Origin of the sequence: Streptomyces sp. NPDC057702, assembly GCF_042799315.1 — a bacterium.
Classification (GTDB): Bacteria; Actinomycetota; Actinomycetes; order Streptomycetales; family Streptomycetaceae; genus Streptomyces.
This window is the reverse complement of the sequence record NZ_JBHVJC010000001.1, coordinates 28,146-40,683: the sequence shown is the minus strand read 5'-3', so window position 1 is coordinate 40,683 and position 12,538 is coordinate 28,146. Positions and strand designations below refer to the sequence as shown.

The following is a 12,538-nucleotide window of genomic DNA, read 5'->3' as shown; positions in this document are numbered from 1 at the left end:
TCCTGGTCCCCGCGCACGCGGGGGTCCTTCGTCCCCGCGCGCGGGGTCTTCCCAGCCGCCGGTGGTCCTGCCGGTCGGGCGGAGGCTGATCCCCGCGCGTGCGGGGGTGACCCCACGACATGGCCACGGTCGTCGGCGGGGGTTGGGGCGGCTCCCCGCGTATGCGGGGGTGGTCCCCCGATGAGGTAGCTCTCGCCGGGCACGTTGAGCTGGTCCCCGCGCTGCGGGGATGACCCACACGAGCGCCCCGGGGCCATCAAGCAACCCCAGGGGCATCAGCCACCTCGCTGATCCCCGCACCTGCGGGGCCACGCCGCCTGTCGCACGCGGCGACCGGGCCGCGGCCCGAACTCCTCGCCCCCGCCCCGGCAGGGAGCCCCGACGCACCGCGCGGCCGGCCCCCGAACTCACCCGCCCCGGCGAAGGAACGCGGCGCGGGCCCTCACCCCCGCCGCGCCCCCGCGGGCCAGACCACGTCGACAGGCAGACCCATGTCCCGGGCGGCGGTCACCACGTCGGCCGTGCCGCCGCCCTTGCCGGTGGGAGGCGTGCCGTCCCAGACGGCGACCAGGCGATCGGCCCGTTCGAGGAGCACCGCGTTGGCCGCCGCGTAGGCCGTACGGTTCGCCCTGTCGTACGGCATGACCAGCGTTTCGTGCGCGGTACGACGCAGCCGGTCGAACGTCTCGGCGTACTCCGGCGTGACCGCCGCCTCCCGGTAGTCGCGGGACGGAACGATGGCGACCAGGCGCCCGCCCGCCGCCAACACCAGCTCCGCGAAGAGCGCGTCCGCGCCGGCGGCGATGCACGACACGCCCGTCAACCCGTCGCGGACGTGCGCGTCGACGACACGCCGCAGCCCCTCCCGCACGAGCGGCACGGTGGCCCCGGTCAGGTTGATGTGCCCCGTCACGGCCAGAGTGACCACGCGACCGCCCCCTCGACTCCACCGCGACCCACGCCGCGTACGAACCATCCCGCCGACCCGCCGACCCGCCGCCCGGCCCCGGCTGACCTCACCGTACGGGCCCGCCGGGGGAGGCGCCCCTCGCGACCGGATGGCACGGGGCGCGGGGCGGCGTACCGCGATCAACGGGTTCTGCGACAGGAGCAACGCATGAGCGTTCCTGTCGAGTTGGGCATGGGCGAGCGGTGGGCGCGACTGCGGATATGACGCGGCTTCACGCGGGAAAGCCTGGCCGAACGCGCCGGATTCTCCGTGGACGTGATCCGCGAACGGTCCACGCGTCGCGACGCCCGGCCATCGAGCTGCCCCCCGACTCGGCATCGCCGGGCAGGACGGGGCGCCACGACCGCCATCACGCACCGCAAGCGGCGTCGGGCCGATACCACCACCCCGGAGAACAGCGGCCAGGCCGACGCACGCGAATACACGCCCCGGCACCCAGACCAAACCGCGCCCCGAGTCGAGCCCGCCACCACTCCCGAGCCGACCACACCGAGCACTCAGTCCGAGCCCCTCCCCGCCCCAGCTCCCTCTCACCCACGCCGGCCGAACGGTAACCTGAGCGTCCCGCGTCAAGAAGGGTTCGCTGTGCACGTTTTGCCGAGATTGACCGATAGGTCGCGATCCGCAGAAGTTGCAAAAAGGCGGGGCCAGGCGCAGTAAAACCGCAGGTCAATTACTCTGCTCCCCGCGCGTGCGGGGATGGCCCCTCCTCCTCCCTCTCCACGCGAACCGCCCTGGTCTGCTCCCCGCGCGTGCGGGGATGGCCCCGGTTGCGCAGCAGCAGGAGCAGCAGCTCCAGGCTGCTCCCCGCGCGTGCGGGGATGGCCCCTGAAGCGAACCAGCAAGGCCCTGCAGGCGGAACTGCTCCCCGCGCGTGCGGGGATGGCCCCTACCGGCCGTGGCATCTGCGTTCGGCGCAGGCCTGCTCCCCGCGCGTGCGGGGATGGCCCCTCGGCGCAGCACTCGTCGAAGATGTCGCGCGACTGCTCCCCGCGCGTGCGGGGATGGCCCGAGGATGACCAGGGCGAGGAAGAGCAGGAACACCTGCTCCCCGCGCGTGCGGGGATGGCCCCTCATCCACCCACAACAACTTCTGCCTCAGCGCCTGCTCCCCGCGCGTGCGGGGATGGCCCCGAGCTGATGGCCGAGGCCCGGACGATCCACCACTGCTCCCCGCGCGTGCGGGGATGGTCCCATCCTTCTCCGCCATCTCCACCGTGGCCACGCCTGCTCCCCGCGCGTGCGGGGATGGTCCCGAGGGGTGGGATATCCCCGGCCGGGGATATCCCTGCTCCCCGCGCGTGCGGGGATGGTCCCACGTCGGCCGAGGGCGGCCGGCGGCTTCTTCCCTGCTCCCCGCGCGTGCGGGGATGGTCCCATGTCGATCTCCTCGTGTCACCGTGCCAGGTCGCTGCTCCCCGCGCGTGCGGGGATGGTCCCCGTGAGGAGACGAGCTTCGTGAGTGACCTCCTCTGCTCCCCGCGCGTGCGGGGATGGTCCCGGTCGGGGCGCGGACGTCATCACGCTCCCCATCTGCTCCCCGCGCGTGCGGGGATGGTCCCCTGCCTGGGCCACGGAAGCAGCGGCCCGGCGCCTGCCCCCGCGCATGCGGGGATGGCCCCAGCCGAGGCTTGCCCTACCACCTCACCGGGCCCCACCCCCTCGCCACCGCTGGCCCCCGCCCACGCGGGGCCCGCCCCCGCGACCCCACCCGTCGCCCAGCGGCCAGCACCTTGCGGCCAGCCCCTTGCGGCCAGCACCCCCCATCCGCCGTCCATTCGGGCTCTAGCCGGGCTCGGGGCGAGCTCGTGGGGGTTGGGGTGGGTTGCCGGTACCGTGGGGCGAATGACCACCTCGCGGGATGGAGCGGTACGCAGGGGCCGGGGAGCCGGGCGGCGCGACGGCGGGTCCCGTGGGGCGCCGCGCACGCTGGCCGAAGAGTTGCGGGGGCGCCCTGACGGCGCGCTCGAACTGTTGCTGCGCGCCCGTCCTGACCTGCTGAATCCGGTGCCTGGCGACCTCACCCAGCTCGCCACCAGGGCTGGTACCCGGGGCTCGGTCGTACGGGCGGTCGAGCGGCTGGACCGGTTCGCGTTGCAGGTCGCCGAGGCGCTGGCGGTGGCGCCCGACCCGTGCCCGTACGAGACGCTGGCCGCTCTGATGACCGGCGATCCGGACGCGGGGGCGGAGCCGGAGACCGAGGCGGGTACGGCCCCCGGCGCGGAGGCCGCCTCGCGCGAGGCGCGCCCGCGTGAGGCGCACCCCGACGACGCCCGGACGGACGGCAGCCGCCTCGACGACGACCAGAGCGCCGACGGTCAGACCGCTGACAGCCAGACGGGAGACGACCAGACCGCTGACGTCCGGACCAGCGGCGCCCGCTCCGACCGCGCCCGTCGGGACGACACCCGCCCCGACGGGGGTGCCCCGGGTGGGGTCAGCCCGGTGGCGGAGGGCGCCGCCCTCGCGGCGGAGGTTCGGGCCGCGCTGCCGCGGGCCGTGGCGACGTTGCGGCGGCAGGCGCTGGTCTGGGGCGGGGACGACCGGCTGCGCCTCATCCGTACCGCCCGCGAACTGCTGGCCCCGGCCGCCAACCGGCCCTCGCCCACCGGGCTCGGGCCGACCGTCGCGGAGGCCACGGCGGGGATGTCGCCTGGCCGGTTGCAGGAGGTCATCGCCGCCGCCGGGTTGCCGGCCACGCACGATCCGGTGACCGCTGTCGCGGCTCTGACCAGCCTGTTCACGGATCGCCCGCGGATGACGGCGCTGTTGGAGACGGCCCCGCCGCAGGCCCGTACGGCGTTGCGCCGGCTGATGTGGGGGCCGCCGTACGGGTCGGTCTCCGCGGCCACCGCCGACCCGGCCGGGGCGGGCCCGGACCAGAGCCGGGGCCAGAGTCAGAGCCGGGGCCACACCGAGGACGCACCCACCCCCGACACCGCGCGTGCCGACGTCCGCGCGGCCACGACCGTGGCGGGCGCGGTGAGCGCGGCGCGGGCCGCGTCGACCGGCCGGGCGGTCACGGCCCGGCGCGCCGGCGCGCCGGGCAAGCCCGCCACCACGGTCGGCCCACCGGACGACTCGCCGGGCGGCCCACCCGGCGGCGCGCCCCGCCCGGACCAGGCTCCCTCGCCCGCCGGCGCACACCCCACGGGTGCCCCGACCGACCGGCCTCCGACCAACCTCCACCGGGCCACGGACGCCCAGGCCGCCGCCTCACCGACCACACGGTCGACGACCGGCCAAGCCCCCACCACCCCCTCGCCGACCGGCCAAGCATCGGCCGGCCAGGCCCCGACCGACCGGGCGCCAGCCACTTCACACCAGAGCGCCGGCGCTCCGGCCAACCCGCCCCCCGCCGGCCCGCGCGGCACCCCCACACCCCCGCCCGCCGGCGCCGAGGCCAGCACCGGCCCCGCCCCGCATCTGCGCTGGTTGCTCGCGCGCGGACTCCTGCTGCCCGCGGGCCCCCGCAACGTCGTCCTGCCGCGCGAGGTCGCGCTGTTCCTGCGCGGGGGGCGCGCGCACCGCGTGGTCGAGCCGGTTCGGCCGCCGCTCGCGCCGTTGACCGAGCGTCGTCCACAGGTGGTGGACAACGCGGCGGCCGGCCAGGCGTACACCGCCCTCGCGACGGTCGAGGAGCTCCTCGCCCAGTGGCAGAGCGGCGGACCCGCCGTGTTGCGGGCGGGTGGGCTCAGCGTGCGCGACCTGAAGCGGACCGCCGCCGCGCTGGACGTACCGGAGTCGCAGGCCGCGTTCTGGATCGAGCTGGCGTACGCGGCCGGGCTGCTGGCCTCGGACGGGGAGGCGGACGAGCGGTTCGCGCCGACGCCGGCGTACGACGAGTGGCTCCGGCTGCCGGCCGAGCAGCGGTGGGCCCGGCTCGCCACCGCCTGGCTGGTGGCCACCCGGACGCCGGGGCTGGTCGGCGGTCGGGACGGCAAGGGGCGCACGCTGGCGGCGCTCGGGCCCGACCTGGACCGGGGTGCCGCGCCCGAGGTGCGCCGGCGTGTGCTCGGGTCGCTGGCCTCCGTGCCGGTCGGGTCGGCGGTGCCGGCCGACGCGCTGTTGGCCCGGCTGCGCTGGGAGCGCCCGTTGCGGGGTGCTGCCGACGCCGACGCGCCCCCGGGCGACGACCCGCGCTCCCGGCTGGCCCGCTGGGCCCTCGCCGAGGCGGAGGAACTCGGCGTGACCGGTCGCGGCGCGCTCGCCGCGCACGGCCGCGCGCTCCTCGGCCCGAGCGCGCCCCCCGAGCCACCCGCCGGGGCACCGGCGCCCCCCGCCGCCACCCCATCCACCAGCGCGAACGCGCCAGCCGACGACCCCGCCCCCGGCGCGGGCCGCGCCACCACACCGGCCCCACGCCGGTCCGCGACCCGCCCCACAGCGGCCACAGCGGCCACAGCGGCCACCGTCGCGGACCCGGCCGGCCCGGCCGAACCCTCCACGCCCGCCCCGACCACCGCGGAGTTGGCCGCCGGGGCCACCGCCGCCGCGCGCCTGCTCGCGCCGCTGCTCCCGCAGCCGCTGGACCACGTGCTCCTCCAGGCCGACCTGACCGCCGTCGCGCCGGGCCCGCTCGAACGCCACCTCGCCGACGTGCTGGGGGTACTCGCCGACGTCGAGTCCAAGGGCGGCGCGACCGTCTACCGCTTCACGCCCGCCTCGGTACGCCGCGCCCTCGACACCGGCCGGGCCGCCGCCGACCTGCACGCCTTCCTCGCGGAGCACTCCCGTACGCCGGTGCCGCAGCCGTTGGCGTACCTGATCGACGACGTGGCGCGGCGGCACGGGCAACTGCGGGTCGGCGCCGCCTCGGCGTACGTACGCTGCGACGACGACGCGCTGCTCGCCGAGATCCTGGCCGACCGGCGCTCGGCGGGCCTTCGGCTGCGCCGGCTCGCGCCGACCGTACTGGCCGCGCAGGTCGCGCCGGACGTCCTCCTGGAGCGGCTGCGCGAGCTGGGGCACGCGCCGGCGGCCGAGTCCGCCGAGGGGGATGTGGTGGTGACACGGGCCGACGCGTACCGCACGCCGGCGCGCACCGCGCCCGCCCCCGTCCCCGACGGGCCGCCGGTGCCGGACGGGACGCTGCTGCACGCGGCGGTGCGCGCCATCCGCGCCGGGGACCTGGCCGCGACCGCCACCCACCGGCCGGCCGCCCCCGCGACCACCGTGACCAGCGACGACACCGCCGCCGAGGCCGGCGCGCCCACGCCCGCCACCGCCCCGGGCCAGCTCCCGCGCACCACCTCCGCCGAGACCCTGGCCACCATGCAGGCGGCGGCACTGACCGGCTCCGCCGTGTGGATCGGCTACGTCAACGCGGACGGCGCCGCGAGCCAGCGCGTGATCGCGCCGGTACGTGTCGAGGGCGGGTTCGTCACCGCCTACGACCACACCGCCGACGAGGTCCGCACCTATCCACTGCACCGCATCACGGGCGTCGCCGAACTGGCCGACGACGCGCTGTAGCCGCCCCCCACCCCTCGGCACCGACGCCGAGCCCCCGGGCCCGAAGGCCGTACGCCCTCACGCCCGTACGCCCCGCGCCCGTACGGCACGCCCCGCGCGAAGCCCCCGCACGGCCCCCACCCCGCACGAGACGTGCCCCACCCGCACGGGGCACCACATGCCCCACCAGCCTCGCCACGCACCGGGCCACCCCCGCCCCACCGCCCCGGAGTGCCGCGCGAGCGCCCCGCACCACCCGCTCCCCCGCGCGCCGCCACCCCCGCGTGATGGATCCCACCCCGGCGCCCCGCCCCGATGCGCGACACTGGCTGTTTGGCCGCCCCTCGCGTGGGCGGCTCCCGGACCCACCGTGTCGGCCGCCCCCGCGGCCCTCGCACGGCCCGGACGGTCGTCGATGCCAGCCGGTCACCAGTGGAACCGGTCACCAGCGGAAAGGGCGAGGCACGTGAACGGACCCCTCATCGTCCAGAGCGACAAGACACTCCTGCTGGAGGTGGACCACGAGCAGGCCGACGCCTGTCGGCGGGCCATCGCGCCCTTCGCCGAGCTGGAGCGCGCGCCGGAGCACATGCACACCTACCGGGTGACACCGCTCGGCCTGTGGAACGCGCGGGCCGCCGGGCACGACGCCGAGCAGGTCGTGGACGCGCTCGTGGAGTTCTCCCGGTACCCGGTGCCGCACGCCCTGCTCGTGGACGTCGCGGAGACGATGGCCCGCTACGGTCGGCTGCGGCTGCTCAAGCACCCCACGCACGGCCTGGTCCTGGAGAGCAGCGACCGGCCGGTGCTGGAAGAGGTGCTGCGTTCGAAGAAGGTCCAGCCGCTGGTCGGGACGCGCATCGACGCGGACACCGTCGCGGTGCACCCCTCCGAGCGCGGGCAGATCAAGCAGACCCTGCTCAAGCTGGGCTGGCCGGCCGAGGACCTGGCCGGATACGTGGACGGCGAGGCGCACCCGATCGCGCTGGACGAGAGCCAGTGGTCGCTGCGCCCGTACCAGAAGCAGGCCGTCGAGGGCTTCTGGCACGGCGGCTCCGGCGTGGTCGTGCTGCCGTGCGGCGCGGGCAAGACGCTGGTGGGCGCGGGCGCGATGGCCGAGGCGAAGGCCACCACGCTGATCCTGGTGACCAACACCGTCTCGGCCCGGCAGTGGAAGCACGAGCTGGTCCGGCGCACCTCGCTGACCGAGGACGAGATCGGCGAGTACAGCGGTACGCGCAAGGAGATCCGGCCGGTCACCATCGCCACCTACCAGGTGCTGACGACCCGCCGGAAGGGCGTCTACCCGCACCTGGAACTCTTCGACTCCCGGGACTGGGGCCTGATCGTCTACGACGAGGTGCACCTGCTGCCGGCGCCCGTGTTCAAGTTCACCGCCGACCTCCAGGCGCGGCGCCGGCTGGGCCTGACGGCCACGCTGGTCCGCGAGGACGGCCGCGAGTCGGACGTCTTCTCGCTGATCGGCCCCAAGCGGTTCGACGCGCCGTGGAAGGAGATCGAGGCGCAGGGCTACATCGCACCCGCCGACTGCGTCGAGGTGCGGGTCAACCTGACCGACAGCGAGCGGCTGACGTACGCCACGGCCGAGGCCGAGGAGAAGTACCGCTACTGCGCGACCACCGATTCCAAGCGGCGGATCACCGAAGCGCTGGTCAAGCGGCACCAGGGCGAGCAGACACTGGTCATCGGGCAGTACATCGACCAGCTCGACGAACTCGGCGAGCACCTGGGCGCGCCGGTGATCAAGGGCGAGACGAGCAACGCCGAGCGGGAACGGCTCTTCGACGCCTTCCGCGCCGGCGAACTGTCCGTCCTCGTCGTCTCCAAGGTGGCCAACTTCTCCATCGACCTGCCCGAGGCGACGGTGGCCATCCAGGTCTCCGGCACGTTCGGGTCACGCCAGGAGGAGGCCCAGCGGCTCGGCCGGGTGCTGCGCCCGAAGGCGGACGGGCACGAGGCCCGGTTCTACTCGGTGGTCGCCCGCGACACGATCGACCAGGACTTCGCCGCCCACCGCCAGCGCTTCCTGGCCGAGCAGGGCTACGCGTACCGGATCGTCGACGCGAGCGAACTCCTCACGGACGAGGACGTGTGACGAGCACGTGTGAGGCCGGCCGAGACCGACCGAAGCGGGCGCGCCGAACTGGACGCACGCGCCGGACGGGGCGGGCGGGAGACACCGGGCGCGGCGAGTCAGGTGGAGCGGGTCGGGTGAGGCGGGTACGCGCCGTGGGCGCGAGGTAGGACGTCGGATCGCGGTGCGCCGGCGTACGGGCACGGCGGCGCTGTGTCGGTGCGGCGGCGCGCGCCAGCGCGGTGGTGTGTCAGGGCGGTGGTGCGCCAGCACGGTGTCGCGTCAGGGCGGTGTCGCGTCAGGGCGGTGGTGCTTCGGCACGGTGGTGCTTCGGCACGAGCGCCGCGTACGGCCACGGGGGTCGTGACAGTGGCGTACGCGATCGAGGCGGGACGGCGGCGCGTGCGGGCGGTCGCGGAGTGCGGGCGGTCGGGCGGTCGCGGTGTACGGCATGGTGCGGGTGGCTCGGCACGGTCGTGGCGGCCGGCGTGGTGCGGGTGGGGCGGTCGGGCGGAGTGCGGGTGGCTCGGCCGGTCGTGATGGCCGGCGTGGGGGTCGGGGCTGGCGTGGGGGCGTGCGGGCCGGGGGTCAGCGCGTGGGCCGGGGGCCGCTACCGCTTGCGTACGCCCGCGTCCGCGTAGTCGCCGAGGACGGCCACGCGGAACGCGGCGCCGGCGAACGCCTTGACGGCGTGCATCGCGGTGCCCAGCGGGCGGCGGGAGCGGGCGGGCTCGCCGGTGCGCGGCGCGGAGGCCGTGGCGCAGGCGGCGGGGGCTCCGGAGGGCAGCGGTGCCGCGCCGAAACCGCTGGTCGTCGGGGCGAGGGGGCTGGAGGCGATCGTCGCGGTGCTCATGTGAACCATCATCGATGCCGCACCTGGCCCAGACATCGACCTGCCGGTGTAACCGTCGGTGTCCGCCCCTCCCCCTCCGGTCCTACGGCATCCCCTACGGGAGGTGGAGCCCAACCCTGACAACCTCCACCCCCGCTCCCCCCGGCGGCCGAGCCCCACCCCGCCCGACCTCGCCCGACCCCACCCCGCCCGCCCCCGAGACAACGCCCCGCCCCCCGCACGCGCGGGCCGGTGCGGGACCCGTGAGCGGGACCCCGCGACGGTGCTCACGAGATAACCGGTCGCGCCCGCCCGCCCCGGTGGTTAAACTCTCGCTCTTCCCCGGCCACGCCCGGGGGCTCCCCGCCTCCCTCACTGCCAGGGAGCGCCGCCGACCGGACGGAAACCGGTCGGTCCTCGCTCACATCCGCGCGGAGGCTGTCGTGCGTCGACGTGCGCCCAGGCGCGCCGTCGTGCATCTCGTACTACGCCCCCGCGCACCTCGTACGCCCTCGCACCACAGCCGGAGGCAACACCGTGCCCGCGCACGCCCAGGAACCCGCCGCATCGCACCGCACCCGTGCCGACGAGCCGCCCGACCCGACCACCGGGCGGCCCGGTCCGCCGGCGGACCCCGGCGGGCCGGCGCCCGCCGACCCGCCGACCGGGGCCGCGACCGACGACGGCGGGCCGCTCGGCAGGGAGCGGGCGCACCTGGCCGCCTCGCGCTCCGCGCTGCGGGCCATGCGCGCGGACGCGGAGGCGCTCGACACCACGGACACGGCCGGGAACTGGGTCAGCGCCGAGTCCCTGCGGCACACCATCGACGAGCGGATCAAGGCACTCGCCGACCTGTCCGACACCCCGCTGTTCTTCGGGCGCCTCGACTACGGGCACGCCCACCACACCATCGAGACACCCGCCGAACCCACCCCGGCCGACCGGCCCGCGCCGGGGAGCACGGCGGACGAGGTCGGCGACCGGTTCTACATCGGGCGTCGGCACGTGCACGACGCCGGCGGCGACCCCATGGTCATCGACTGGCGCGCGCCCATCTCGCAACCCTTCTACCAGGCGTCCCCGAAGAAGCCGATGGACGTCGTACTGCGGCGGCGCTTCGGCTACACCGGCGGCGAGTTGACCGCGTACGAGGACGAGCCGCTCAGCGGGCCCGGCGCCGACGCCGGCGAACGAACCAGCCAACTCCTCCAGTCCGAGATCGAGCGCCCGCGCGTGGGGCCGATGCGTGACATCGTCGCGACGATCCAGCCGGAGCAGGACGAGATCGTCCGGGCCGGCATCGGTGGCACCGTCTGTGTGCAGGGCGCGCCGGGGACCGGGAAGACCGCCGTCGGCCTGCACCGGGTGGCGTACCTGCTGTACGCGCACCGCGAGCGCCTGGCGCGCACCGGCACCCTGGTCATCGGGCCCAACCAGTCCTTCCTCAGCTACATCGAGCAGGTGCTGCCGGCGCTCGGCGAGCTCCAGGTCAAGCAGGCGACGGTGGCCGACCTGGTGGCCCATGTGGAGGTGCGCGGCACGGACAGCGCGGAACGGGCCCGGATCAAGGGCGACGCGCGGATGGCCGAGGTGTTGCGGCGGGCGCTGCGGTCGGGGGTGCGGATGCCACGGGATCCGGTGGTCGTGGTGCGCGGTTCGCGGCGGTGGCGGGTGCCGGCGTACGAGGTGGAGGAGCTCGTGCGGGAGCTGCTGGCCCGCGACATCCGGTACGGGGCGGCCCGGGCGGCCCTGCCGCAGCGCATCGCGCACGCCGTGCTGGTGCGCATGGAGCAGGCCGGCGAGGCGCCGGACGACCGGGTGCAGGACGCGGTGGCCCGTAACGCGGCGGTCAAGGCCGTGGTCAAGGAGGTCTGGCCGGCGGTCGACCCGGCCAAGCTTGTGCTCCGGCTCCTGTCCGACGCCGACGCGCTGGCCGAGCACGCGGCGGGCCTGCTCAGCGCCGACGAACAGCGCGCGCTGCTGTGGGAGAAGCCGGCCCGGGGGCCGAAGTCGGCCAGGTGGTCGGCGGCGGACACGGTGCTGATCGACGAGGCGGCCGACCTGATCGAGCGCACCCCCTCGCTCGGGCACGTGGTCCTGGACGAGGCGCAGGACCTGTCGCCGATGCAGTACCGCGCGGTGGGCCGCCGCTGCACGACGGGTTCGGCGACCGTCCTCGGCGACATCGCGCAGGGCACCACGCCGTGGGCGACCGGCAGTTGGGCCGAGGCCCTGCACCATCTCGGCAAGCCGGATGCCAGGGTTGAAGAGTTGACCCGTGGCTTCCGCGTGCCGCGCGAGGTCATCGCGTACGCCTCCCGGCTGCTCCCGTCCATCGCCCCCGACCTGGCCGAGGCGACGTCGGTACGTGAGTCGCCGGGCTCGTTGGAGTTCCGCCGAGCACGACCCGCCGACCCGGGGGCGGCGCCCGACGGGAGCACCGAGGCGCTGGACGCGGAGGTGGTCGCGGCCTGCCGGCAGGCTCTGGAGCGGGAGGGTTCGGTGGGCCTCATCGCCGCCGACGCCCGCGTCCCGGCGCTGGCGTCCGCCCTGTCGACGGCCGGCCTCAGCCACCTGTCCCCGGGCGAGGAGACCACCCCCGACGCCCGGCTGACCCTGGTCCCCGCCTCCCTGGCCAAGGGCCTGGAGTACGACTACGTCGTCCTGGACGAGCCAGCCGCCGTAGTGGCCGGCGAACCCCTCCTGACCCTCCCCACGCCGCACCCGATCCCCGCACCGGACGGCACGTCAGCCACCGGAAGGGACGGCGAGTTGACCGCCGGAAGCGAGGCCGAGTCGACCACCGCGCTGCGGCCCGACAGCGAGGGCGGGTCACACACCGAAGGCGAGCGCCGCTCGCACGACCGAGGCGAGGGTGGAGCGAGCGCTGGAGGCGAGGGCGCCCCGCCCGCCGAGCCGAAGGCCACGGACCAGGCCCGGGTCCCGGCCCACCGCACCGGCCTACGCCGCCTCTACGTCGCCCTCACCCGCGCCGTCTCGGGCCTGACCATCGTCCACGCCGAGCCCCTGCCGGCGGAGCTGGCGGAGCCGACAGCGCCCGCCGCGACGGCGGCGTAGCGGGCGGGGTGGGCCCGCCGGCCCGGCACACCGGCGGTGCCGGCGGACCGCCCCCACCTGGCGGACCGGCAGGCGAGAGCGGCGAACCCACCCCTGCCGCACCGCCCAC

At 76.1% G+C, this 12,538-nt stretch carries 5 protein-coding genes and 1 CRISPR repeat array; of the genes, 3 read left to right on the top strand and 2 right to left on the bottom strand.

The window, feature by feature from the left end; all coding sequences use genetic code 11:
- Nucleotides 1–442: 442 nt before the first annotated feature.
- Nucleotides 443–928: a hypothetical protein gene (locus ACFVFR_RS00150; RefSeq protein WP_383696242.1), complete on the bottom strand. Its 486-nt coding sequence runs from the start codon at nucleotides 926–928 to the stop codon at nucleotides 443–445.
- Nucleotides 929–1,648: 720 nt separating this feature from the next.
- Nucleotides 1,649–2,666: direct repeats of the CRISPR family, unit length 25 nt; unit sequence CTGCTCCCCGCGCGTGCGGGGATGG.
- Between the two features lie 149 nt (nucleotides 2,667–2,815).
- Between ACFVFR_RS00150 and ACFVFR_RS00145 the strand changes: the two genes are divergently transcribed.
- Both ACFVFR_RS00145 and ACFVFR_RS00140 read left to right on the top strand, forming a co-directional pair.
- The gene (locus ACFVFR_RS00145; RefSeq protein WP_383696240.1) at nucleotides 2,816–6,445 is read left to right on the top strand and encodes a helicase-associated domain-containing protein; all 3,630 of its coding nucleotides are present in this window, start codon (nucleotides 2,816–2,818) and stop codon (nucleotides 6,443–6,445) included.
- Nucleotides 6,446–6,890: 445 nt separating this feature from the next.
- Nucleotides 6,891–8,540, top strand: a complete 1,650-nt coding sequence (locus tag ACFVFR_RS00140) for a DNA repair helicase XPB (protein ID WP_383696238.1) — start codon at nucleotides 6,891–6,893, stop codon at nucleotides 8,538–8,540.
- Nucleotides 8,541–9,129: 589 nt separating this feature from the next.
- Here the strand turns inward: ACFVFR_RS00140 and ACFVFR_RS00135 are convergent.
- Entirely contained in the window at nucleotides 9,130–9,372 is a 243-nt protein-coding gene (locus tag ACFVFR_RS00135; protein ID WP_383696236.1) for a hypothetical protein, read from the bottom strand.
- A gap of 723 nt (nucleotides 9,373–10,095) precedes the next feature.
- Between ACFVFR_RS00135 and ACFVFR_RS00130 the strand changes: the two genes are divergently transcribed.
- Nucleotides 10,096–12,429, top strand: a complete 2,334-nt coding sequence (locus ACFVFR_RS00130; protein WP_383696777.1) for a HelD family protein — start codon at nucleotides 10,096–10,098, stop codon at nucleotides 12,427–12,429.
- Nucleotides 12,430–12,538: the final 109 nt, after the last annotated feature.